The 26529-nt window shown below is 38.6% G+C and carries 21 protein-coding genes; 3 read left to right on the top strand and 18 right to left on the bottom strand.

Features of this window, described 5'->3' with window-relative positions; genetic code table 11:
* Position 1 precedes the first annotated feature (1 nt).
* The 16 genes from ACIQCO_RS05155 to ACIQCO_RS05080 all read right to left on the bottom strand — a co-directional run bounded on the left by ACIQCO_RS05155 (position 2) and on the right by ACIQCO_RS05080 (position 19983).
* Positions 2-706 (bottom strand): response regulator transcription factor, encoded by a 705-nt coding sequence (locus ACIQCO_RS05155; protein WP_400426507.1) that lies wholly within the window; start codon positions 704-706, stop codon positions 2-4.
* Positions 696-1838 (bottom strand): sensor histidine kinase, encoded by a 1143-nt coding sequence (locus ACIQCO_RS05150; RefSeq protein ID WP_400426506.1) that lies wholly within the window; start codon positions 1836-1838, stop codon positions 696-698. The genes ACIQCO_RS05155 and ACIQCO_RS05150 overlap by 11 nt, the downstream gene beginning before the upstream one ends.
* Positions 1839-1932: 94 nt before the next feature.
* Positions 1933-2895, bottom strand: coding sequence for a carbamate kinase (arcC, locus tag ACIQCO_RS05145; RefSeq protein WP_400426505.1), 963 nt, complete (start codon positions 2893-2895; stop codon positions 1933-1935).
* A 30-nt stretch (positions 2896-2925) separates the two neighbouring features.
* Entirely contained in the window at positions 2926-3825 is a 900-nt protein-coding gene (locus ACIQCO_RS05140) for an oxamate carbamoyltransferase subunit AllH family protein (protein ID WP_400426504.1), read from the bottom strand.
* Complete coding sequence (locus ACIQCO_RS05135; protein ID WP_400426503.1) at positions 3826-5106, bottom strand: YlbE family protein; 1281 nt, start codon at positions 5104-5106, stop codon at positions 3826-3828.
* A gap of 53 nt (positions 5107-5159) precedes the next feature.
* Positions 5160-6908, bottom strand: a complete 1749-nt coding sequence (gene fdrA / locus ACIQCO_RS05130) for an acyl-CoA synthetase FdrA (protein ID WP_400426502.1) — start codon at positions 6906-6908, stop codon at positions 5160-5162.
* 235 nt (positions 6909-7143) lie between these two features.
* Positions 7144-8193: an ureidoglycolate dehydrogenase gene (allD, locus tag ACIQCO_RS05125; protein ID WP_400426501.1), complete on the bottom strand. Its 1050-nt coding sequence runs from the start codon at positions 8191-8193 to the stop codon at positions 7144-7146.
* A gap of 42 nt (positions 8194-8235) precedes the next feature.
* Positions 8236-9285 carry an ureidoglycolate dehydrogenase gene (allD, locus tag ACIQCO_RS05120; RefSeq protein WP_400426500.1) on the bottom strand — a complete coding sequence of 350 codons (1050 nt, stop codon included), beginning with the start codon at positions 9283-9285 and terminating at the stop codon, positions 8236-8238.
* A gap of 36 nt (positions 9286-9321) precedes the next feature.
* Positions 9322-10086: a (S)-ureidoglycine aminohydrolase gene (gene allE, locus ACIQCO_RS05115; RefSeq protein WP_400426499.1), complete on the bottom strand. Its 765-nt coding sequence runs from the start codon at positions 10084-10086 to the stop codon at positions 9322-9324.
* Positions 10087-10113: 27 nt separating this feature from the next.
* Positions 10114-11340: an allantoate deiminase gene (gene allC, locus ACIQCO_RS05110; protein WP_400426498.1), complete on the bottom strand. Its 1227-nt coding sequence runs from the start codon at positions 11338-11340 to the stop codon at positions 10114-10116.
* Positions 11341-11502: 162 nt separating this feature from the next.
* Positions 11503-11886, bottom strand: coding sequence for a RidA family protein (locus ACIQCO_RS05105; RefSeq protein ID WP_400426497.1), 384 nt, complete (start codon positions 11884-11886; stop codon positions 11503-11505).
* A 56-nt stretch (positions 11887-11942) separates the two neighbouring features.
* Positions 11943-13616, bottom strand: coding sequence for a PucR family transcriptional regulator (locus ACIQCO_RS05100; RefSeq protein ID WP_400426496.1), 1674 nt, complete (start codon positions 13614-13616; stop codon positions 11943-11945).
* A gap of 82 nt (positions 13617-13698) precedes the next feature.
* On the bottom strand, positions 13699-15042 hold the full coding sequence (locus ACIQCO_RS05095; protein ID WP_400426495.1) for an allantoinase: 1344 nt from the start codon (positions 15040-15042) through the stop codon (positions 13699-13701).
* Between the two features lie 138 nt (positions 15043-15180).
* Positions 15181-16539, bottom strand: a complete 1359-nt coding sequence (gene allB, locus ACIQCO_RS05090) for an allantoinase AllB (protein WP_400426494.1) — start codon at positions 16537-16539, stop codon at positions 15181-15183.
* 379 nt (positions 16540-16918) lie between these two features.
* Positions 16919-18316 carry an NCS1 family transporter gene (locus tag ACIQCO_RS05085; protein ID WP_400426493.1) on the bottom strand — a complete coding sequence of 466 codons (1398 nt, stop codon included), beginning with the start codon at positions 18314-18316 and terminating at the stop codon, positions 16919-16921.
* A 344-nt stretch (positions 18317-18660) separates the two neighbouring features.
* A complete protein-coding gene (locus ACIQCO_RS05080; protein ID WP_400426492.1) occupies positions 18661-19983 on the bottom strand; it encodes a uracil/xanthine transporter in 1323 nt (440 codons plus the stop codon).
* Between the two features lie 251 nt (positions 19984-20234).
* Here ACIQCO_RS05080 and ACIQCO_RS05075 point away from each other — a divergent pair, with 251 nt between their 5' ends.
* From ACIQCO_RS05075 to ACIQCO_RS05065, 3 genes are all read left to right on the top strand, one after another.
* Entirely contained in the window at positions 20235-21893 is a 1659-nt protein-coding gene (locus ACIQCO_RS05075; RefSeq protein WP_400426491.1) for a PucR family transcriptional regulator, read from the top strand.
* A gap of 165 nt (positions 21894-22058) precedes the next feature.
* Entirely contained in the window at positions 22059-22919 is an 861-nt protein-coding gene (locus tag ACIQCO_RS05070; protein ID WP_400426490.1) for an alpha/beta hydrolase, read from the top strand.
* 161 nt (positions 22920-23080) lie between these two features.
* Positions 23081-23167, top strand: a complete 87-nt coding sequence (locus tag ACIQCO_RS05065) for a YjcZ family sporulation protein (protein ID WP_400426579.1) — start codon at positions 23081-23083, stop codon at positions 23165-23167.
* Between the two features lie 105 nt (positions 23168-23272).
* Here the strand turns inward: ACIQCO_RS05065 and ACIQCO_RS05060 are convergent, their stop codons facing one another.
* Together ACIQCO_RS05060 and xylB are read right to left on the bottom strand one after the other, a co-directional pair.
* Positions 23273-24856 carry an acetolactate synthase large subunit gene (locus tag ACIQCO_RS05060; protein WP_400426489.1) on the bottom strand — a complete coding sequence of 528 codons (1584 nt, stop codon included), beginning with the start codon at positions 24854-24856 and terminating at the stop codon, positions 23273-23275.
* Between the two features lie 150 nt (positions 24857-25006).
* Positions 25007-26506: a xylulokinase gene (xylB, locus tag ACIQCO_RS05055; protein ID WP_400426488.1), complete on the bottom strand. Its 1500-nt coding sequence runs from the start codon at positions 26504-26506 to the stop codon at positions 25007-25009.
* Positions 26507-26529: the final 23 nt, after the last annotated feature.

Below are 26529 nucleotides of genomic sequence, written 5' to 3'. Positions count from 1 at the left end.
TTTACTTTTCCGTTGTTATAAGGGAGTACCCAATACCAGGATAGGTACGAATAATTTTAGAAATATCCTTGCAGCCAGCATCCTTCAGCTTTTTCCGAATTCTCGCAATCGCTACACGCAGGTACTCCACTTCATCTCGGTACTCAGCTCCCCAAACCGACACGAGAATTTGTTCATGACTGACAATTTTGTCGGCATGAATGGTAAGCTGCTCTAGAATCAAATATTCCGTATTGGTAAAGCGCATTTCTTTCTCATCCACAAACACGCGTTTTTGTGCAAGATTTATATTAATTTTGCCTATGGTAATCTTTTTGTCCTCGTGAACGGTCTGTTCGAGATGCGATGTTCTGCGTAATACGGCCTTCACTCTGGCAAATAGCTCTTCAAGCGAGAAGGGCTTTGTTAAATAATCATCGGCCCCAAGTTCAAAGCCTTCCACTAAATCGTTAGAATTACTGCGTGCTGTTAAGATAATGACCGGAACGTTTGAAAATTTCCGCAGTCTTTCAAGAACGGTGAACCCATCCATGTTCGGCATCATAACATCAAGCAGGACTAAATCAAGTTCATGCAGGTCAAAATGATCAAGAAACTGTTCACCATCTGAAAACGTTTCTACTTTATATCCAAGAGAGAGTAAATTGGCCTTTATGAATCGGACAATTTTTGGTTCGTCATCTACGATTGCAATTTTATGATTCATAAATACCTCCTAGATCTTCCTCGTTAATCGGGAGCTTCATCGTAAAAATACTTCCCTTTCCGGGTTCACTTTCTACTAGTATATCACCCTTATGCTCTTTCATTAATCCAAGGCAAATCGATAGACCGAGGCCCGTTCCTCCCGTTTTCCGCTGCGGCGAATTGTCGACCCTATAGAAACGATCAAAGATTTTTTTGCAAAGTTCCTTTGAAATCCCAATTCCGTTATCCTTAACATGAATAAATACATCATGGGGCCCTGCCTCCACAGTTAATAAAACCTGTTTCTCAGGTAAGTCATTGTGCACAAGTCCGTTCATAATTAAATTTAGCAGCACTTGTTGAAGACGCTTTTTATCTCCATAAAGCAATGGAATCTGTGAACTATTACTTTGATCATACCGGACCTTATTACCAATTTCACGGGGCAGTTGATCTAACGTATTGGAAATCAACTGTGAAATTGGAAAATAACCCTTATTTAAAGACATGGTTCCCATTTCGATTTTCTTGATATCGAACCAGACAGAAATTAAATCCTGCAGATGCAAAATATCTTCATGGATTCCCTGTAAAAGCTCCACTTTGAAGTCTTCATCCCAGTCCGCATCCCGCCTCATTAGCGTTTCCACGCTGCCGCGGATGCTCGTAATCGGTGTCTTAAATTCATGGCTGGCGATCGTAATTAAATTGCTCTTTAGCTGGTCAATCTCTTCCTCTTTCGTAATGTCACGAAGTAAATAGCCATTACCAATAAAGCCTGTTTCAGAATACACACTAAATTTGTTCAACATAATATATTTTAGCTGATTCTCAAACTCAAGCGTCAGTTTTAATGTTATATCCTCTGATTGTAATAACTCATCCACTTTATTATTTTTCGAAACACTTACCTTTTGGATGAAAGCAATTAAATCTACTTCTGTTTTAAGGCTATCTGACCCAATTCCGCTAAAAAGATGACTAGTAACAAATTCATTTTGGTAAACAATATTTTTATTGTTATCAACTAGGATAATTCCTTCAGACATACTTTTTAATACAGCATGCAGCCGGGCATGCTGGTCCTTATCTTCCTCAAAATTGAATTTTCCTTTATTCATCATTGCAAATTGTACTTCTGACTCCTTCATTTATTAGTTGCCTCCTATCCTAAAAATTCTCTCCGACGACCATGATTATTAAAAACCCCTATATGTTTTTTACATACAGGGGCTAAATAGTAGTTTAGTTATTTGTTACTGCTGCTTCACTTTTCATTACGATACGTGTTCCAGTTTTTCCTTGAAGAGCATCCTGAAGTTTATCAATCGATGTAATGATAACGTTCTTTCCGCCTTTTTGCAGGAATAAAACGGCTGCCTCAATTTTCGGCCCCATACTTCCCTTTGGAAAATGACCTTCATCCATATAGCGTAGTGCATCATCAGCTGTCATTTCTAATAAATTTTGTTGCTGTGGTTTGCCAAAATGAATGGCAACTTGTTCCACACCCGTTAAGATAAATAAATAATCTGCATTGATTTCAGCAGCAAGCAGTGCACTTGCAAAGTCTTTATCGATGACAGCTTCCGTCCCTTTAAGCATACCGTTATTCTCGATAACAGGAATTCCGCCGCCGCCAGCAGTAATAACGGTAATGTCCTTCTCAAGCAGCGCTTCAATTGCCTCTTTTTCAACAATTTTGATTGGCTTCGGAGAAGCCACTACACGTCTGTATCCTCTACCGCTGTCTTCGATAAAAGTTAGCTTTTCAGTTTTAAGTATTTCTTCCATTTCTTCCTTAGAATAAAATGGTCCAATTGGTTTAGTAGGAGTTTCAAAAGCGGGATCATCTTTAGAAACAATTGCTTGTGTAACAACGGTTGCAACTGTCTTACTGATATTACGCTCAACCATTTTATTTCTAAATGCCTGCTGAATTAAATACCCCAAGTTGCCTTGAGTTTCCGCATCACACACATCTAAAGGATAAGCTGGAACGACTGATTCAGCCATTTTAGTTTTAATTAACGTATTGCCAACTTGTGGTCCATTTCCGTGAGTGATAACAACTGTGTGGCCCTGTTCGATTAACCCGAGGACAGGTTCACAGCTTTCATTAATATTTTTCTGTTGTTCTTCAATCGAACCCTTTTGTCCTTCTTTAATAATTGCATTGCCGCCGATAGCTAGGACAATTTTACTCATGTAACATCTCTCCAATGTTGTAATATAATTTTATTGTTCATTTGGGTTTTTAAAGGCCAGCATCCCGATAAGAATACCGAATAGTGTATCCAATCCCGAACTGTGGCCGACTTCAAGCAAGTTCTGAAAGGCCTTATTGAAAGTAGAATCATCACCACTGGCAAGTGCGTTCACCAACTCGGTAACGGTTGAGCCAAATTCATGCCGAATCGCATACCGTAAGTATTCCCTGCTCACATCCGTTGTGATTGGTTCACTCTCCAGCAGCTCTGAAAGCTGTTGGTAAAATAGTGCAGAAATAAAATGGGAAGTGGCATCAAAAGCTAGTAACCCGACAATCAAGTCGTCACCTGATGGGGTCAGACCTTTTCCCCTGCCAAGGAAAAACCTAAGAGTTTTCTCAATTAGATAATGGTCACTCGACATTACCACTTCAATCAGCATAACCAAATAGGATTCAGGTGCGAACCACTTCTTTTCGCCGATATCATTAAACCTTTGTAAAAATTGATTGATATCAACATCCAACCCTGATAATTCTTCCACAGTGGTTAACTGCGAGCAAAGTTTTTCAAAACTGATATCGAAGACCTGGTTGTTTTTTAAAGAGGTTAACTCATTTTTAAAACGGTGACCCTTTTCCAGGCTGATTGAAAGGCTTGAAAATTCCAAAGAATTCGTTCTCGGATTCCAGAAAACGGTTTCTCCATTATTTACGACTGAAACGGCCCTTAAAGTATCTTCTTCTAGAAGATGAATCCCAAATGGAAGCAGCCCGTTTTTTTTATTGCCAATAAAAACGAGAGAATCCTCCATTTTAATATTGAAGCCATTTTTAAAAATACTATGAACCTGACCATTGCCCTTTTTAGAAAGAAGGAGAGGAATTAGATCACTATATTCCTCTCCAAAAAGAGTACTCTTCTTCATTTATTCTGCTGCTGGTTCAATTAAGCCAAGTTTAACTGCGTAAGCATCGATTGCTTTTTCAAAGCAAGCTAATGGAGCACGAACAGTACCTGCACCGATTTGTCCTACACCTGCTTCTTTATGAGCAATACCAGTGTTGATAACAGGCTCGATTCCAGTTTCAACAACTTTTCTTGCATCAATTCCAAGACAAGAACCTTTGAAATCCCAAGTTGGAATGGAGAAGTTTGAGTTATGGTCAATACAAATTTCCATCATATCATTGCTTGTTTTAACTGCATCGTCCATACCGCCAGCACCTACGAAGCGTGTAACACCAGGAGCAGCGATCATTGCAAAACCACCGACACCGAATGTTTCAGTGATTGCACTGTCACCCATGTCAGGGCAAGCCATGTTTTGATCATATCCAGTAAAGAATAGACCTTGTGGTGTATTAACAGGTGCTGTAAACCATTGATCACCCATACCTGCAATACGGATTCCGAACTCATAACCGTTACGGCACATTGCTGTTACAACAGTACCATGCTGGATTTGTCTTGCTGAATCCATTACTGCTTTCGTTGAAGCCATTGCAATATTTAAGAAATATTGATCTGTATCTGCTAAGAATTGAATAACATCTTGTTTGTCTTTATCAGCAACATCCGTTTGTAAAATATATGGAACGATTTCTTTTAAGAAAATAAGAGAACCAGCAATGTTACGTTGGTGGAACTCATCACCCATTGTAATTGCTTTTGCCATCATAACGTTAACGTTTAATCCGTCACCTTTAACTTTAATTGCCTTAGATAGTGTTGGTCCAAGAATATCTCTGAACCATCCTAGTCGGTTTATTACTTCCTCAGAATAAGCTCCGAAACGTAGAACTGCTCCAATTCCTTCATTCATTGTGCAATACGCGCGGTTGCTGCTGTCACGATTTTCTACAACAAGCACAGGCATGTTCCCGGATGTAATTCCACCCATTGGGCCGACCGCATCAACATGGTGACATGGAATGAATTCAATTTCGCCATTTTTAAGCATTGCAAATGCTTCATCAGCGTTCGATGCCCATCCCTCAAAAAGGGTAGCTCCTACACATGATCCTTGCATCGGACTTGTCATGTTTTCCCATTTAATAGGTGGTCCTGCATGTAGTAATACTTTGCCATTTAATTCTTTAATAACAGATTTAGCTGGAACAACATCCGTTAAAAATGGTGCGCCTGATACAACTTTATCGATAACCGCTCGGTTTGCTTCATCAAGTGTTTTAAATTGTCCGTACATTATGCTTTCCTCCTGAAAATTCAATGTTAGTGCAAATTCGTTTAGCCTTTGGTTTAGCGAAGTACGCTTAAGACTTTGCGCATTCTTTCATTACCACCGGCTACTGGACGCCAGTCGAATTGAACAGCTCTCCCGCCGTTAGCTGTAATAGATTCTGTGAATTTCTTTAAACCTACGTTGATCACGCTTGGCTTTTCGTTCAGGAATTTTTCAATTGCTGAAGAAACGCTGATTTCAGCTTTTGCAGCCTCAGCTTTTGCAGGAACAACTTCTTTATCTGCTTCTTCAACTTTGATATCAAGCATCGCTAAAGCGGTGCGAATTGCTTGGTTATTACTGTCTCTTAAAATAACCCCAGCTTTTTCAAGTTTTGATTTTTGTTCTTGAATGTTTTGTGGATCTTGATCTGTTCCACATACAGTCGCAATAAAGTAAATATTTCTGCCGTTTTCCTGTGCCGCTTTTTGAATTTTTTCAATACCAGGAAGTAACGCGCCTGCCATATCTTCATGTGAACCGTAACCAAGAACAACATCGAATAGGATAATCGCTGTTTGCTCATCCTGCGCTGCTTTTTGGAAGAATTCAATTCTTGTATTAGGGTCAATCATTGGGTGTGGTTTACCTTGTGTGTAAATATCATCACCTAGGTCAGCTACTTCAAAGCCATTTGCGTTTAATAGATATCCATCCTCATGATGTTCGCTTTTTCCAAGTCCAAGACCTCTGCTAATAAGTGTTGCTGCTTCATATCCAAGCGTTCCGCCGGAATAAAGTCCCTTAATTGTTTTTTGTTCAGGCTTTAAGTTTACTGCCGGCACATCAAGAGTTGCTTGATAATAGTTCGCTTTAACAGCATTTCCTTTTGCTAAATCTACTGAGATTGCAGCCGTTTCTTCAAGTGTATTTGCATAATAAATATTTCCTTCATGTGCATGAGGCTCTTCGCCAAGGAAAATCGCAACAACTGGTTTTGAAACGCTTTGAAGTAATTGAACAACCTCATCACGTACTTCTTTAGCAGGCGGCTTAGAAATAAGTGTGATTACTTCTGTTTGGCTATGGTTTGCTAAACCTCTGATTGCATCTAGCATAGTAATCGCGCCAATTTTATCAGAAAGGTCGCGGCCACCTGTACCAATTGCGTGAGTAACACCGCCGCCAAGACGGTCGATTTGAACTGTTACTTCCTGAATACCAGTTCCGGAAGCCCCAACAATACCAATATTCCCTTGCTTTACAACGTTTGCAAATGCAAGCGGTACACCGGAGACAATTTCAGTACCACAGTCAGGACCCATAACAAGAAGGCCTTTTTCATGCGCCTTTTCTTTAATACGGCGCTCATCTTCAATTGACACGTTATCACTAAAGATTAAGACATGCATGTCATTGTCAAGTGCTTTCTCAGCTTCTTCAGCCGCATATTGACCTGGAGTAGAAATAAGCGCAATATTTGCATTTGGTAAAGCTTTAAGTGCCTTATCCCATGTACGTACTGTTTCGAATTCTTCCTTGCTTCCTGCAATTGCTTGATTGTTTAAATATTGATCAACCTCGTCAAGAACTTCTTGAATTTTTTCTTCTGAATCTGTATCAACAACAATACACATATCATTGGCAGCAGCTTTTCCAAGCTCTTCAGTATAAAGGCCGGATGTTTTGAAGATATCTTTATTGGCAGGAGTACCCATCATAATTTGGACTTTGTTAATCCCGTCCATAGTAGAAATTTTATTGGTGAGAAGCATCAGGTTTACTGAATCCTGGTAGGAATTCTCTTTGATAATCGTATAAAGCATTAATGAATGCACCTCTTTAATTTATTTTTCGCTTCCATTACAAGCGGTAATTTAAATCATTTGTTCCTCTGTAATGGTATGTTTTTTTCCCTTGCAATGTAATAAAAAACAGTGCCTATACATTAAAAATTCGTTAAAACAATTTTAGTTATACTCTTATGAATTTTCACTCTTTAACCAATTTAAAAGAGCGGCTATAATTGGAAGCCGCCCTTTTAAAAGAAATTATTTACGATTATTTTGCAAAAGGGCTTTTATTATCATAAGCGTTGTTGTGAACAACATCTGACGTTAAATATTCGTAAATATGATCGACGATTTCAATACCGTCTTTTTCAGATTTATTTTCTCTTTCTGCACTTCTTTGTCCAGGATAGTAAACTTTATCAAATCCTGTAGCTGGCTTAATATCATTCAGATCTTTCATTGCTTGAGCAACACTTTCTTTAAAAGCATTAATTCCTGCAAAACGTTCTGGATCAATGACAATATGCAGCTGACCAAGATTTCTACCTTCAGTTAAATCATGATACATCGAACTTACCTTATTTCCGAATGGAAGGCCTAACAGGATTCCGGATAATACGTCAACCATCATCATTAGCCCGTATCCTTTTGGACCAGCGATTGGTAACAACGCATTGACTTTAAATGGATCTGTTGTATTTTCGCCATTGCTGTCTACAGCCCAGCCTTCAGCAATTGGTTTGTTTTTGGATCTGGCATCAAGAATTTTCCCCCATGCCTGAACGGTTGTTGCCATATCGATAATAATATGTTCTCCATTCTTTCCAGGAGCCGCAAATGCAATAGGGTTCGTACCATAATAAGGCTCAGCTCCACCAAATGGTACTGCCATTGGGTCAGATTGACAAAGGGAAATCGCAACCAAGTCTTTATCAGCAGCTTGTTGTACAAAGTATGATAGGGCACCACTATGTCCCAAGCGTCTCATACCTACAATAGCAACTCCATTTTCCTTAGCCATTTTAATCGCTTCGTCCATCCCTAATTTGGCCACAACTTGACCTGCTCCATTATCACCGTCGAAAATCGCTGTGCATGGGCCTGTTTTCGTAAACTCAAAATTAGGATTATGAGTTGTACCACCCTTTGCAATTCTTTCAGCGTAATACTCTACCCGCATAGCCCCATGTGAGTGATATCCTCGTGCATCAGCATGAACAAGTACATCCGCTACAATACCAGCATGATCCTCTGTTAAACCTGCTTTATGAAGCTTTGTGACAATTAAATCCTTTAATTGCTCTTTTGTTACCCTCATCCCTAAACACCTCTTTAGTTATTGTAGGTTTTATAAATGTAACTATTCAGCAAATGGGTTTTTGTGATCATATTGATTGTTATGGATGGTATCAGAGATTAAATATTCATAAATATCATCAACGATTTCAATCCCTTTTTCCTTGTATTCTGCTATAACTACATCATTATTTTGCCCAGGATACAGGACTTTTGAAAAGCCTGTTGCAGGTTTAATCTGATTTAGATCTTCCATAGTATTAGAAATATTTTGCTTGAAATTCATTAAACCCGTAAAGAATGCGGGGTTAATCACAATATGAAGTTGACCCAATTTACGATATTCGGATAAATTCTCATACATTGAAGAAACCTTGTTTCCAAAAGGAAGTCCTAGAAGAATTCCAGATAATACATCAACCATCATTCCTAGGCCATAACCCTTAGGTCCGGATATTGGCAATAACGCGCTTACTTTAAGGGGATCTGTAGTTGGTTCTCCCTTTTCATCCACTGCCCATGTATCGGGAATAGACTCATTTTTTGATCTTGCATGAAGGATTTTCCCCCATGCTTGAACCGTAGTCGCCATATCCAACGTGATTTTTCTTCCATCATTACTTGGTGCTGCAAAGGCAATTGGGTTGGTTCCATAATAAGGCTCTGCCCCGCCAAATGGGACCACCATCGGATCGGATTGGCAAACAGAGAATCCAATTAAATCTGCTTCTGCTGCTTGATGGGTAAAGTAGGAGATTGCACCGCTATGGGAGATATCTCTCACCCCAACGATTGCTACACCATTTTCTTTTGCCATATTGATGGCTTCTGCCATTGCCAGTTTCGCAGCGGCATGTCCATTCCCGCCATCACCATGAAAAACGGCCGAACAAGGCCCTGTTTTTTCAAACTTAAAGTCAGGATTTGTATTTATTCCGCCCTTTGCAATTCTCTCTGCATAGTACTCCACACGCATTGCCCCGTGTGAATGAATACCTCGTTCATCAGCAAATACAAGGACATCTGCTGCAATTTCAGCATGTTCCTCTTTAAGACCTGCCTTTTGAAGCTTCGTTTTGATTAGATCTTTTAATTTCTCTTTTGTAACTCTCATTTAGGCACCTACTTTTTAGTAAAAACTTGTTGTAAATTATAATGAAGCGTCTCTGTTGCAATCTTTAGAGTAAACGTATGCTAATGGCTCTCTGCCAACTGCGTATGCCGCTTGATGAACATAAGGTCCCATAAAGATGTAATCACCTTTTTTAACTGGAATCCATTCATTATCAAGATTGTACATACCTTCACCAGACAATAAGTATGCTCCGTGTTCTTGAACATGAGTTTCGATGAATGGATGACTTGCTGCCGGGTCAAACGATAAAATATGGAAATTCATATCAAAGTCAAGCTCTGCTGGTAAAAGGTCTTTAATATGAACATTGTGCATGTCATCATAATCTCTGAATTCTATTTGATTTGCGTGTCCGGAAACAACCCACGGCTTGCGTCCTTCAAGCGGTTTATATTTTTGCTTATAAAGGAATACACGTGAGTCACCAGCTTCAAGGTTTTCTAAATACATTTTTACTCCAGGCGGGCAATATAAATAGCCGCTGCCTTCAAGAACATGCTCCTCTTCGCCTGCTGTTGCTTTCACTTTTCCCTCTAGTACATAGACAAATGATTCTACATCTTCTTGACCGCAGAAACCTTCGCTATTCTTTCCGCCTTCGTGCATCGTAATGATGTAGTCAACAAAGCTTGCACCAAGCTTTGGTGATCCTAGAATAGACATTGAGCAATTCTCAAATCCTGGGACAACATTATTTACCAAACCTCCAGGTGCGATTAACGCGTATAAGCCGTGTTTAATAATTGATCTGCTTGATAGTAAATCTTTTGGATAACCCATGATTCAATTCTCCTCTATATTTAAAGTTTATTTATAACCTAATTCATATAGGGCACCTATAAGACCCTTAACGCCTTCTGCTAAATCGGAAGGCTCTGTATATTCAGCCGGATTATGGCTGATTCCTTTGTGACTAGGCACAAATAGCATGGCCGTAGGTACGAATGGGGCAAAAATTTGCGAGTCATGCCCTGCACCACTGTGCATTACCTTGTAATTCAAACCGTTTTCTTTACATTGATTCTCAATCAATTCTACTACTGTTGCATCCATTGGAACTGGGTCAGCATCCATCCACATATCGATGGTTGTTTCAACACCATGTTCTTTTGAAATATCGTTTATTCTTGCAGTTAACTGGTCTGTAAATGATACGAGTGCCTCTTTTTCTGTGTGGCGGACATCAATTGTGAAAATCACTTTTCCTGGCACCACATTCACGATATTCGGCTGTGCTTCAATCTTACCAACTGTAGTAACAAGCGGGTCTCCTACTTCTCTGGCCATTGTGATCATTTCAAAAACCATTTGGCTTGCTGCATAGAGTGCGTCTTTCCGATATCCCATTGGAGTTGTACCGGCATGGTTTGCTTCACCGTTTACTTCAACAGTAAAACGTCTTTGGCCAACAATATTATTGACAACAGCTACTGGTATTTTTTCCGTTTCTAAGACGCTGCCTTGTTCAACATGAAGCTCAACAAATGCTTTTAAATCATTGCGCGGTGCTTTTGAATCATCCTTGAAATTAAAGCCTGATTCTTTCATTGCTTCAACAAATGGAATTCCCTCAAAGTCCGTAATGGTTTCAACATCTTCGCGCCGAGCGATACCTACGATGTTTTTAGAGCCCCAAAAAGCATAAGGGAAACGGCTGCCCTCTTCTTCTGCCATGGAAACTACCTCAATGTTACGTAGTGGCTGTCCATATTTTTGTTTTAAATATTTTAATGCCAATATTCCAGCAACTACACCATATGCGCCATCATATAAGCCGCCATTTTTAACCGTATCTACGTGTGAACCAGTAAGAACTGTCTCATTCGTATTTTTTCCTTTTAACGTCCCAAATAAATTGCCAATTTCATCAAAGCCGGCTTCAAGGCCTTCTTCTTCAATCCAGCCTTTTAAAGCTTGCTGTGCTTGGGTCCACTCTTTTGAATATAGAAGACGTGAAACTCCGCCAGCTGGATCTTTTCCATATCCCCCCAGCCACTCAAGTCTTTCAACTACTTCTTTTTGTAAATCATCCATTGCATCTACCCCCAAAAAACATTTTACAGAGATATAAATTTCTTTCCTCTTTTAGTGTAAGCATTTTCAGCCAAAATATCATTATGACTAATGGATAAAGATGATCTGACTTTTTGTCCAAAGTGGATAATTAGAAAAGATAACAAAAAGGAAAGCCTACATTTAGCTAGGTCTCTTTGCAATTAATTCAATTTCTACTTCTGCACCAAGCGGCAGCGCTAAAACAGCGACACATGTTCTAGCAGGATACGGATTTGCAAAGAATGTTTTGTAAACCTCATTCATTGCTGTAAAATTCTTCATATCCGTCAAATACACATTTACTTTTACTACATCATCTGGTGTAAGGTTTCCCGCTTCTAACACATCGAATAAATTAGCAAAACACTGCTTTGTCTGTGCACCAATATCGCCCGACATCTTTTCAGCTCCGACTGTGTTCATTGCTGTTTGACCCGATAAAAAAATAAATTCCCCACCGTCAACCGCGTGTGAATATGGTCCGGAAGCAACAGCATTTTTTGCAGTATAAGCTTTTCTAGTCATGTAAATTCCCCCATCCTAAATCATAGTAAATGTATAATAGTAAGAAAAAAATCAATTCAAAGTGTTTTATTTTCTCGTTCAAGAAGATCTACTATCTTCAAACCAACTCGAACGGATAACATTTCCTCTGGGTCTTCAAAATCCATCCCGGTAATCTCTTTTATCCTATCTAACCGATAAACAGCCGTTTTATGGTGTATAAATAAAACTTGGGACGCTTTCGTAGCATTTTGATTACATTCTAAAAAGGTCTTTAATGTTTCCAGCAAATCATTCTTATTTGCTTGCGAGTAATGAAGTAGTTTTTGAAGTGAAGACGGAATAAATGGTTTTAAAAGGGTCGGATCATCAAATTGGCAAAGGAGTCTAAATATCCCTAGTTCAGAAAATGCCGTAATGGCTTCTTTCCCTTTCAAAATCTCCCCCAGTTCCAAAGCATCCTGGGATTTTTGATAACTTATTGGAATTTCATCTATATTTTCAGCTAGGCTTCCAATCCCTACCTGTACCACGAAATCTCCTATTTGATTTTTCAGTAAATCTTGGATGCTTTTTGCTGTTTCTTTAATCCTCGGCATCCACTTCCGTTCACTTTCCTTACTTTCCTCTATTTTCCATAACACAATAACCTGGCTGCTTTTATTTCCAATAATCCCATTTGGCAAATATCGGTGAATAATTTCATATACAATTGGCTCATGCTGGTTGGTTAATCCCCGTTTATTTTTAAGCCTTGATGAAGGTGTTTCATTATTTTTGATGATCTTGAACAATACAACTGCAAAGGATCCTTCTAAATTCCAACCCACTAAATTCGCATTTTGGTAAAGCGTTGTCTTCGATTGGTATTTCCCCTCAATTATTTCACCGATTAAATCATTTTTAAATTTCTTGTCTACTTCTGCTACGGCAAATTGTTTCACTAATTCCAGCGATAAAGCTGTCGCTGCATTTTCAACAGCGATAAAGTCAAGTTCTTCTAGAGGTTTATTCGTTTCTCCGATTAACAGATATGTTTTAATGTGGTTAATCGTTTCGATTGGAACGACGATTTGATATCCCTTTTGGCCAGACAGCTCAGGATATTTGACAACTTGTCGATAATGCGGGAATTTTATTTCTTCTGTTTGATTGTAATAAGGGATTTTTTCAACAATCTCAAACATTGCCAGGGAGGGAAGCGTAGATGAAATACAATGGAAATTCCGGTCAAATAGGGCTACTGGATTTCCAATTAATAACTCTAACGTAGCAATTATTTTATCAGGTCCCTCATCCGCTAACGATAATGCAGTAAAACGGTCATGAATTTCCTTGTAATACTGGAGTTTCTTTACTTGATTATTCATGATTTCGCCCATAACTGGATACATAACATCGACATAAGGAATTTCTTTTGGAAGCTGGATAATGGGCAGCTCGGATTTTTCCCCGGCACTTACAATTACTTCAGGAATTTCTGTCACAAAGCGGTGATTTTTAATGACCAGTGCACTTACCCCTTTTTCCGCCAGACGAGAAATAAACTGCTGCTGCTCCTCTTTATCAAAAGAACGGATAGGATAGAGACTTGTTAAAATTAATTCCCCGCCCTTCAACCAGTCAGTAATGTCGGGGGCTTCCATAATCGTGGCACCTTTAATTACTTTGTTTAAATAGTTGTGCCCGCTTAGTACTACAGCATCTTTAAGAGACGCAATTTGGAGCAAATCATTTACTCTGAATTCCATAAGCTGCTGCAACCTTTCTACATCAATAAATTGCTGAAAAGGGCTAAGAGAAAAACTCTAAGCCCTTTTATCATAGTAATCATTAAGAAATAATTAACTCTTTTGTGATACGCCCGTTTTCAAAAACAACTTCCCCATTGACAATCGTTGTTTTGACATTTCCTTTAAAGGTCATACCAACATATGGTGAATGTTGATGACGATAGAATAAATCTTCATTCTTAAGTTCAAAGCTTTCATTCAAGTTGACAAGAGTCAAATCTGCATCGTATTCAACAGCAATTGTTCCTTTATTTGAAAGACCAAATAATTTCGCAGGATTTGTTGCTGTTAATGCGGCAATTTTTTCTAACGGAAGATTCCGTTTAAAATACCCTTCCGTCAACAAAATATTCAAGGTAGATTGTGCACCAGAAATACCGCCCCAGCCTTCGAAGAAGTTTCCTTCAATTTCTTTCATAGAAGCAGGTGCCGGTGAATGGTCAGAACCAATCACATCAATTTCGCCGTTCGCTACAGCAACCCATAAATCTTCAAGTTCATCTTCATCGCGCAACGGAGGGGCGCATTTCGCAATTCCGCCTTTTTCTTCTAAATCCTTAACGGTTAATGAGAGGTAGTGCGGGCAAGTTTCGACTGTAATATCAACACCCCGATGTTTTGCCTCTTCAATTACTTCGACAACCTTCCGGCTGCTTGCATGGACAATGTGTAATTTACATCCCGTTGCTTCCGCATAAGAAATGATTCTTCGTACTGCCTCAATCTCAGAGATGATTGGTCTTGACTCAACAAAATCACGTGCCGATGTTTTGCCTTCCCTTTGTTTCTTTTGTGCAAGCTGATCGCAAATAACCGTACTTTCGGCGTGAACAGCTAAAAGAGAGCCAAGAGAAGCAATTTCCGTCATGCCTTTATAGATAGTTTCATCGTCAACATTATCAAAATCGGCAATACCGCTTGGAGACATGAACGCTTTAAAGCCGATGACTCCATTCTCATGAAGTTCTTTTAAATTTTCGATGTTTTCTGGTACAAGTCCGCCCCAGAAGCGTGGATTAACAATCGATTTTTGCTCAGAAAGTGTACGTTTTAATTCAAGATTTTCTTTATTAATGGTTGGCGGTGTACTGTTTAACGGCATATCAAAGAATGTTGTTACTCCACCTGCCGCTAGACTTCTGCTGCCTGTTTCTAGTCCTTCCCATTCTGTTCTTCCCGGCTCATTAAAGTGAACATGTGAATCAATTAAGCCTGGGAATACATGAAGACCTTCCGCATTAATTTCTTTTTCAGCCTTTGCCTCAATCGCCTTGTTGACTGACACTTCTGCTATTTTCCCCGCCTGAACTGCAATATCCCCTTTGACAACTGAATCAGCAGTTACAATATTACCGTTTCTAATAATTAAATCGTAATTAGTCATGGCAGATAATCTCCCTTTTACAAAAAAATACAAAATGTTTTTTACTATTCCATTGTAATTATTCAGAAAATATGGTATTTTTATTATCAATACGTTTGTACTACAACACCATCCGTTGCACTAATACAGGTTTACCCATTATTTTTGTGCAGACATTAGTTTTCCAATCGGATTCCCAACAATACCTTTTTCCAAGTCGAATACAACATTACCACGTACGATTGTTTTCGTTACCCGGCAGTCAATTTTTCTGCCTTCATAAGCGCTGTGTTTATTTTTATAGTAAAGGTCTTCACGTTTGACCACATATGATTGGTTAGGATCTACCAAAATAATATCCGCATCTTTTGAAACGGCAATTTCGCCTTTATTAGGCAGGTTAAAACGTTTAGCAGGATTGGAAGCAATTAAATCAACAAACTTTTCAACAGCTAAGCCACGTTGTTTTACAGCCAAATCAAACATTAAATCGACATTATTTTGAATACCGCTAATTCCGCCCCATGCTTCCCAAAGATTTCCTTGCTTTAGATCCTCGGTACAAGGCGAATGGTCGGAAGTTAGCCAATCGATATTGCCGCTCAGAAGCTCGTCCCATAATTTTGCTTGATCTACTGCTTTTCTAATAGGCGGCTGACATTTTGCTCTTGGTCCAATCTCATCAACTTGTTCGGCAGTCATCGCAAAATAGTGCGGGCATGATTCAACTGTTACATCGACACCTTCGGCACGTGCTTTCAAGATGGTCTGAATTGCCTCAGAGGTACTAATATGGACAAGATGCAGCTTACAGCCAGTGTCTTTAGCAAAAAGAATCGCACGACTGACAGCTTCGACTTCTGTAACGATCGGGCGTGATTCTGCATATTCTACCCCTGAATTTTTGCCTTCTCTCGCAAATTCTTTTGAAAGCCCAGAGGTAACCGATGCGTTTTCGGCATGGATACATAGTATCTGATCCAATTCAGCTAATTTTTGCATACCTTTATACAATGTGTAATCATCCACATTAGTGAAATCTCCTGGAATATCGCTTGTGATATCAGATAAGAAGCATTTGAAAGCAAGAACACCTGCATCAGCCAACTCTTGCAGCTTATCTAGATTTTCCGGTACAAGACCGCCATAGAACGCATAGTCTACATAGTTTTGATTAACAGCTGCTTCAAGTTTAAGATCTAATGCTTCTTTATTGATCGTTGCAGGAAGCGCATTAAGCGGCATTTCTACATAGCTCGTTGTACCGCCAGCTGCCATTGCTTTCGAGCCTGTTTCAAAGCCTTCCCATTCTGTACGTCCAGGTTCACTGATGTGAACATGTGTATCAACCATTCCCGGCATTACATATTGCCCGTTTGCATCAATAATTTCTTTCGCATCTTCAGTAATTTGCTCAGCAATACAGGTAATTTTTTCATCATTAACCCCAATATCAACTTTCCGAACACCATCATGGAATACTACGTTTCCACCTTTGATAATTAAATCGTAACTCATATTAATTCCTCCCAGAAAGAAAGATAAAATTTAAATCATTACAAATTATTGAACTTTTATTCCGCTAGAGTCTGTATTTGTTCCAAGGTTTCCCTATCCAAAAACAGATATATTTTTACTTTCTACCTAAATAAATCAAATTAAAAGCGGGAAGTATTGCCTAATATAATTTTTAATAGCGCGAAATGTGTTATACCTTTTTTATATTATGTAACACTTTTTAATTATTTTTTAACTTGATTACGTTTGTAATTGTAAACGTCCTCATTAAATTTGTCATTGTTGCTTTTGAACAATTCACTTCTAAACATTTAGTTACTTTGTATAACCCAATAAAAAAAGGCCGCATTTCTCCACTGAAATACGGCTTTTTTTATGATTATTTTTCAAATATCGTACCTTTTTTAAATTTCGAATCTTTAAAGGCATACTTAGACAGAAGGATATAGGAAACTCCTGCAACGACTAGTCCAATAATCCATGCTAGGTCTACTTCGATAAAGGCTGCGGCAGCACCAATTAACATGGCAAGCAACCCGCTTGGATTATATCCAGAAAATGTTCCATTTTCCTTATATAATTCTGCAACATTTACTTTTTGTTTTCTTAATACATAATAATCGACTAATAAAATCGCTACAACCGGTCCTAAGAATGCAGAATAGACAAGGATGAACACATTAAGGCCTTTTGCTGATGATTCCTGAACAAGCAGCCAAGGGAATGCACCCAATGCAAGCACTCCTGTGATGATTACTGACATTTTATATTTTAATTTTGTCAGCAATGTAATAACGTAAGCCGGTGGAATAATGTTGGCAACCATATTTGTTGCAATAACCCCCATAACAATAAATGCAGACACACCTAATGAAATATAAGGGTTATCGATTACAACGGGAATTGCTTTTGCAGGGTTCGTGATACCCGTTGCTGAAGCAAGCATTGTTCCGATAATAATGACAAAACCGTACGCTACAGTAATAGGCGCAAAATATAATGCCCCGCGCTTTGTATCACTTAAACCAGCTTTAAGCTCTCTGGAATAATCTGCAGCACTGACAAAGATACCAGCATAGTTCCCTAAAAAGACCATGATCATTCCAAAGAATGGCAAGCCCCATGAACCTTTTGCCTGCACCCAATTTTTAGTGATATCAGCACTATGGGATGTTAAAAGAATTCCAACTACATAAATAAGTGCTAGCATAATCACAACAGATGCAAGTGTTTCTACCCATTTAACAGCATGGAAACCAAACGTTGATAAGACAATTTGCACTAACTGTAGGGCGATAAAACAAATAACAATACTATCAAATGAACCATTTGTAACAATCTTCATAATTTCATTTAAAGCGGTACCACCAATCCAGCTTTGAATACCATACCAAACGATGGCTGGTATACCACGTAAAAGTGACGATATTACGGTTCCTTTTATCCCAAAGGACATTCTTAGCTGAACAACATATGGGATCCCTTCTCTGTAGCCAAGCCTATCATTCAAGGCAAAGATGGTTGAAATGATAGCGATCGCAATGATAGCGGCCGCAATGGTCTGCCACAAGTTAAGTGTTGCAACTCCCGCTACAATGACGCTAGCCCCTAGAGTCATATTCCCTAAATTAACGCCGTCTCCAATCCACATAAACATATAGGATAATGGATTAACCGTTCTGCCTTCTTTGGTTTTCGGTTTTAGTGAGTCATCTAAGCCTGCTTCATGTTGCATATCTATCTCATTTGAAGCAAAAGTTTCAGAATGTGTAGACATATAAACTTTCCCCCTATTCTTTGTGTACGGAATATTCTTGTTTTTGAGCCTTGTCCAAGAATTTCTCCCATTCTAGATGTGGTATTTTGTAGTTATGATCAAGTTAAACGAAGGTGGAAAGTGTTTCTTTAAACTTTTTGTAAAAATCATTATTTTTATTTTATATCAACGTCACACTTTTTAATCTTTTTTTAACTTGATTTGATAAATTGATTTTAACCGTTTGCAAAAAACTTGTCATTGGCAATTGTAAACAATCCTTTTCCATTTCTTTTAGATACAATGAACAAAAAAATGCCACAGTCGCGAAAACTGTGGCATTTTTGTATTTATTGTTTTTTTATTTAACTAACCTTTTCCTCTTTTACCATAATTTTTTTGAACTGGTCCAACTTTGACCAATTAATGGTATTTTCAAGCAGTATGGCTAGGATAATTCCAATTAATAAACCGCTGCTTACAAGTGGTCTGACAACCATTGGGATGGATCCAAACATATCAGCAGGAATATTCATAATAGCAATCCCCAATAAAACTGGAGCAGCAATCCGATAAATACTCTTTGAGGTAAAGGTAATTCCTTTTAAATTCGAAATAGCCCCGCTAAATAGCTGTAAATAAGCAACAAATAAGACGGCGTTTCCTACACTTACTGGTAATGTTGAAAAGAGATGACTAAGCGCCGGAACTAAACCAAGCACCATAAACATAACCGCACCAATGATCATTGGCAGAGTTTGAAATATGAGTGTTGATTGTAAAAACCCTAGTGACGACACATATGGTGCATAAGGAACCATTCCGAACGCTCCTGAAACAACTGAATTTAAACCTGTTAACACAAATGATTTGCGGTACTGATTATTTGTAGTCGAGGCATTAACCATAGGTTCAAACCCTTTAATAGCGGATATGGTATTGGTTGTATTCACTAATCCAGTGATGACAGCAAATATAATAAGACTGAGATTAAAGGTTGGTTTCCCCCAAGGAAAAACATTGAAAATCTTCGTTGATGTAACGACTTCAACTGACTGGGCAGGGAAGAAAATCACATAAATAATCCAACCTGTTACAATACCAATCAGAATTGAAAAATTTCGAATGACTCCAGGTCCCTTTACATTAATCCAAACCACAAGGATGACTAAGAAAATCGACAAAGCCGCTGTCGGCAAGTGAATTTGATCCCCAGTTGCCAACCCCAGCATCCCTTTTGTAAAAATTCCAACCAACTGTGCCCCTAACAAAAATAACACTGTACTCATGACAACAGGTGTAAACAAACGTTTTAACACATTTCCCATTCCAAGAGCACCAAGTATCGTAACAAGAACCCCGGATAGGATGATACCAACTGCTAGACCACCACCCATTTCACTGGCAGTTAACCCTGCTGAAGAAGCGGATGCACTAATGCTTAAGAGCGCTCCCCACCATAATCCAGATTGCCCTTCCATCAGTGGATATCTATGTCCAATTACTGCCTGAAGAACACAAGCCACGCCTGTAAAAATAAATGACCTTTGAAGTGCACTCGCGACTTCCATGGAGGATAAATCGAATGCATCCCCAATGGTTAACGGGATGACAACCGTATTTGCAAACATAAAAAACAGCCATTGTAAGCCGGCAAAAAACATCGTAGATGATGACTTTTGATTCATCACTAATTCCCTCCATTTCTCTTTTATCTTATCCCAACAATTAAGATCTATTTGGATTCAGGTCTTCCTAATTTTTAACTAATCAACAACAAGTTAAAAAAATTCCGTAACAGATAAAAAACCCATTAGAACTAAATATACTTGAAAAGACAAACAAAATCATTAGTCATTATTCATAATTATATATGGTATTTTTGTCTAATATAGATAATAATAAAAAAAGTAAAGGATTAGCTAGGTGGAGGTACCAAATGAAAATAGTTGAGGATTTATTTATTGTCGATGTCTTTCAAGACGCAGAAGTCATTGCCGGGCATGCGGGACTAAAACGAGTGGTCGAATCAATCGAGGTTTCCGAAACACCGGACGTGATAAATTTTTTAGCTGAGAACTCTCTGTTATTGACAACAGGTTTTGCATTTAAAGATGATCCACTTGCACTCGGGAAGTTCATTTCCCAAATGAGTAAGCACCCCTGTGCCGGCATCGCCATAAAACTAAAAAGATTCATTGATGTAATCCCTAAAGAGGTGGTTGATCTAGCCAATTCATTAGAATTTCCGATTATCGTCATTCCCCCCTCTCTTACTTTAGGAACTGTTGCCCATCAATTGTTAAGTTTTTTATGGAATAACAAAATCGAGGAACTATTTTATGCTATCCATATCCATAAGAAATTTACCGAAATGATGATTAAAGGCTATAATCTTCAATCACTAATTGAAAATCTCGGCTTTTTTTTAAAAAACCCTGTCCTGTTACTTAGCCCTCTAGGTGATATTGTCTCGTTTTCCCAGCATTTCCATAAGGAAAACATGAAAAATGTGAAAGAACATGTGGAATCTCTTTTCAAAGAAAATATTGAGAAATATAGTGAAACAGGTATGATTATGATTGATCATCCAGATTCTACTCATTCCTCGATATCACTTAATGTAGTTCAGGTAAAGACGATGCATCCATATCCAAGCCTGCTTATCATCTTTAACGCAGAAAAATTGCCCTATCCGTCATCGCAATTAGCGATTGAGCAGGCATCAACCGTTATTTCCTTCACCCTATTAAAGAACGAAGCAATCCGGGAAAGCAGCCGTTTATTAGAAAATAACTTTTTTGGCTCTCTCGTTGAAGGGAACATCTCCTTAAAGGAAGAGATTATTTATCGCGGCAAACAACATGGGTTAATTGAAAATGCAAAATACCTTTGTATTGTATTTAAGATTGACGAGGATAAACAGGATCCATTTCTGCAAAGTGATCTCACGACAAGGAATCGGTCATACGATTTTTTATATGATTTGTTTAATAAATCAATGATAAAGATTAATAAGGAAAGTATTCTTTTTATAAAGAACAAGTATTTTGTCAGTATTATCCAAACGGCAAATGATAATCTTACCGCTTCAATTAAGAAAAAACTTGAGGAATTTCAAGAGGAAGCTTATAACACATTAAAGGTCTCGCTTTCCTTTGGTGTTGGTAACTTTGTCAACGATGTGACCTATATTCCGATCACCTATTCTGAAGCTGTGGAAGCTTGGAAACAAGGCGAGGAATTATACCAAAAGAAATTTATCAACCTTTACGAAACAAAACAATTAATCGAACTCATTCATTTAATTCCAAAGGAAAACTTAAAGAACTTTTATGAAAACACATTACGGTCGCTCGCGTATCCAAAAACAAAGGATGAGGAAGATTTAATCAATACATTAATTGTCTTTTTGGATAATAATTGTGAGATCACGATTACATCCAAAAAATTATTTATCCACCGGAATACGGTTAAATATCGAATCGCAAAATGTGAAGATATATTAGGGTATTTAGTTCATGAGCCGCAAAACTCATTGCATTTGAGGATGGCATTACTAATGCGCCCAATTTTCACAAAAACAGGTGGGATTTAACCTTATTAAAAGAAAAGCCGAGCAGAGAATCATTTCAGTCATTGTCCAAAATGGATAAATTGAATTAATCTTTTTAGCAAATAACACTAAGAAACTTTACATTTTTTTTATTATACTATAATCAATAGATGAATTTACTTTAATGAAAGTGTGTGAAGCATCAAGATGAAAACAACAATGATTTACAAAAAAGAAAATAATTATGAAATTAAGGGAGATTTTTATCCTGTTTCCCAAAAGCATAATCCAGTCATAGTTTATATCCATGGCGGCGGCCTGTTTTGGGGATCAAGAGAAGATATGAAAGCCGAACAGATTGAACTTTACCTTCAATCTGGATTTAATGTATTCTCCATCGATTATCGGCTTGCTCCTGAGACGAAGCTGCCAGAAATCAAAGCTGATATTGCTGCCGCCCTTTCTTGGATTGAAAACGAAGGTGTCAAGGAATTTGAGTATGACGCAGAAAAAATAGCAGTAATTGGAGGCTCAGCAGGCGGCTACCTTGCCCTATTATCAGGAACTTTCAAGAAAAAGCCCAAGGCAATTGTCTCGTTTTATGGGTATGGTGATATCACCGGCGATTGGGCAATGAAACCAAGCCCCCACTATCAAAACATGACAACCGTTCCCAAGGAACTTGCAAAAATGCTCGTTTCAAACGAAATTATTACAGTCGGCCCGATTCAAAAACGGTATGCCATCTATATGTACGCCAGACAAAATGGCGTATGGATTGAAGAAATAAGCGGCACCCGTAATAAGGAACAGCTTTCCCAATTTTGTCCGATAAACTATGCAAGTACTGATTTTCCACCCACACTTCTTCTGCACGGGACAATGGATGAAGATGTCCCTTATGAACAGTCGGTGCTAATGTCCGAGGCATTAACCAAAGCCGGAGTAGAATGCAGCTTAATTACGATTCCAAACGGCAAGCATGTGTTCGACGAAGATTGGCAGAACCCAATTGTCCAAAAAGCATTTGATGAAGTAATTACCTTTTTAAAAGAGCATTTAAGTTAATAATTAAGTAGGGCTGATGCAAAGTAGAATGCTTACTTTGCATCAGCCTTTTTTGATTATAAAAAAATCTCAAAACATATTTTCTTTTACCCAAACGTTTGTCCATTCCTTTCCAAGGTGACAAGCATAAAATGTAATTATTTGACGAGGAGGTGATAAATATGACTGAGCACCGTCACAACAACTTTGCTTTAATCGTGGTGTTGTTTATTTTATTAATCATTGTAGGTACTGCTTTTATGTACTAATGAATGATTAACTATAAATCATCACCATGGTTTTGGGACACAAAAGAGCGGCTGTCTTTTGTGGATAACCGCTCTTTTTGTGTTGATTAGAGAAAACTATGCTTTTTACATGCTGACATCTATCAGTACAATTTCATTTTTCGCATTGACTGCTCCCGTTAACATTTCCTCAAATCCTAAGATGTTCGTTACTTTCTTCCCTCTTACTCCGTACCCCTCAGCCAATTGAATGAAATCCGGATTAGAAAACGTAACGCCAAAGCTATCGGCAAACTTCTTCTCCATCGTATCCACTTCAAGCTTCAACATCGAATTATTCAATAGAACGATGACAAAGGACAACCCCAGCCGTTTCGCTGTCTCAAGTTCAGAAAAGTTCATCAAGGCTCCGCCATCTCCGGTAATACAGATAATGGTTTTTTCAGGGGCAGCTAATTTGGCGCCAATTGCCCCCGGGATAGCGATGCCCATCGAAGCTAATCCATTGGAGATAATCAGCTGGTTCGCTTGAACGGGTTGGTAAGTCCTCACGATTGAGACTTTATGTGAGCCAACGTCAGATATGACGATGGTTTCTTTAGTTTGGAACCTTTCAACTGCATGCAAAATAGATTCAATGGTTAATGAAGAATTGCCGCCTGCTTTTTCAATGATCGAATAAGATTCTTCAATCCGCGCTTTCAAGTCACCAGATGGCAGCCATCGCTTAGTGTTGATCTCATTTGTCAGGAATAATGGAAGCTGCAATTTCAAATTCCCTATTAATTCTGCCTTTACGGGATAGTATTCATCCACATCTGCTGCTGAAGCGGATATATGAATGATTGGGACCTTTTTCTTGTTCCATTCCGATGGAAGCTTTTCGATCATGTCAAAGCCAATCACCACAAGTAAATCAGCTTCCTCAAAACCGTGAAGGGCATAATCCTTTTCAGTAAAACCAAAGGTATAAAAATTTTGCGGATGACCTTTTGGTAAAATTCCTTTAGCCATAAAGCTTTGTGCCACTGGGGAGCCTAGCTGATCAATAAACATTTGGACCTCTTTCACGGCATCCTGGCGGATGATTTCATTTCCTACAATGATAAAGGGGCGATTACTAGCGTTAATCAGTTGGGCTGCCTGCTTGAGTGATACGGCCGCTGGCACACTTTTGGGCAGGCTTGTAACAGCTAATGGCCTCGTGGTCACATTTTCCATTGCAATATTTTCCGGCAGTTCAATTACAACGGCCCCAGGTTTTTCTTCAATCGCTATTCGAAAAGACTTTCTGATGATTTCGGGAATCCTCTCTGCAGCTTTAACTTGTACTGACCATTTCGTAACAGGTTCATAAACCCTTTGGATATCTATATACTGGTGGGTATTTTTATGCTGCTTTTCCAAGCCGGTTTGCCCCGTTATCGCCACTACTGGTGAATGGTCCAAATTTGCACTTGCGATGCCTGTCAAAAGGTTTGTTGCCCCTGGTCCAAGAGTTGCCAGGCAGACACCTGGTTTCCCCGAGATTCGGCCGTAAACATCGGCCATGAATGCGGCTCCTTGCTCATGGCGAACGGGAATATATTTAATTTTTTCAGATTTGGACAACGAATCAGCTAAATCTATGACTTCCTTACCTATTATTCCAAAAACATATTCGACACCTTCGTTTTCTAAACAACTTACTACAACATCTGATGCTTTCATGTCTGCCTCCAAAGAATAGATTTCCTAGTTCTATTCTTTGTTTAATTTTAATATTCATGAAAAAATCACACTGCTTCCCGACAATTTCAGATTCACTGTTTAAAAGGACGCATATTAAAACCAAGTTGGGCGGAATCCCCGTTCTGTAACTTACTTTCTAAATTCTATTAATTGGTCATTTAGCACCTTTGTTTGAGTATAGACTTGTTGATAAATTGAAAAGAGCTTTTTATAGGTCTCTACATTTTCTTGTATAGGGTAATAGGTTTTAGACGATTGGATAAATTCTTGCGCACATTCTTTTAAGGAAGTGAACCAGCCGCACCCATAGGCCGCTAACATTGCTGCACCCATTCCAGGTCCCTGTTCACTTGCTAATTTCTCGATTTTTGCATTAAAAATATCAGCCTGCATTTGAAGCCATGTTTCACTTTTGGCACCGCCGCCAATAGAGACGATAGAATCGAAAGTTTTACCATTTTTTCTAAAGATTTCAAGAGATTCGTTTAATGAAAATGTAATTCCTTCAAGAACAGAACGAGCAAAATTTCTTCTTTCATGGGAAGCATCTATTCCAATAAAGCTGCCGCGGATATTCGAATTTGCATGGGGTGTTCTCTCACCGACAATGTATGGAGTGAATAGCAAGCCATTAGCGCCTGCTGGTATGGTATCAACCCCTTCTAAAAACTGAGCAAACGTTTCCCGATTTCCAAATATATCCTTAAACCAACTTAGGCTATATCCGGCAGCAAGTGTAACCCCCATTGTATAGTAAGCATTTTCTTCACCATGATTAAAGTAGTGAACTTTCCCTTCAAAATCAAGGTCATTTCGTTCCTCATATGAAAGGACAACCCCAGAAGTACCAACGCTGCATAATGTTTTACCTTCCATTAAAATACCTGAACCAATCGCGCCGCATGCATTATCTGCACCGCCAGCAAAGACCTTTGTTGATTCAGACAATCCAGTAGACTTGGCAAGTTCAGCAGATATTGTCCCAACACAGGCATGGGATTCCACTAATGGCGGACAGAAGTCAGGAGAAATACCGAATAGATTTAAGATTTCAGTGCTCCATTTACGTTCACTTACGTTTAATAGTAATGTTCCGGCAGCATCTGAAAATTCGCTATGGATATTGCCAGTCATCCGAAAACGTAAATAATCCTTTGGAAGCATAAATACGCTCGCTAGTTTATACGTTTCAGGCTCATTTTCTTTTACCCAAAGAATCTTTGGCAGGGTAAAGCCTTCTAATGCAGGATTCTTAGTAACCTCTAACAAACGTTTTTTGCCGACGACATGATAAATTTGCTGACATTGTTCCGTTGTTCTTGTGTCATTCCACAAAATCGCATTTCGTAAAACCGTATGATCTTTGCCTAATAAAACTAGACCATGCATCTGTCCTGAAAAACTAATTCCCTCGATATCGTTAACGTTACCGTTGAATTGCTGTATAAGTTCCGTTAATCCTTCGGATGTCTTTTCAACCCACTCTTCTGGGTTTTGCTCACTACAACCGGATTTTTCTAGTATTAAAGGATACGATTTTGATACTTCGTGGCAGACATCACCATATTGATTGACAAGTAAGATTTTCACAGCACTCGTTCCAAGGTCAATTCCGATTACATATTTCATCTTTAACAATCCTTTCTTATAAA

Source organism: Neobacillus sp. NPDC093127 (assembly GCF_044754175.1).
Classification (GTDB): Bacteria; Bacillota; Bacilli; order Bacillales; family Cytobacillaceae; genus Neobacillus.
The sequence above is the reverse complement of the archived record's forward strand: the minus strand, read 5'-3'. Positions and strand labels throughout refer to the sequence as shown.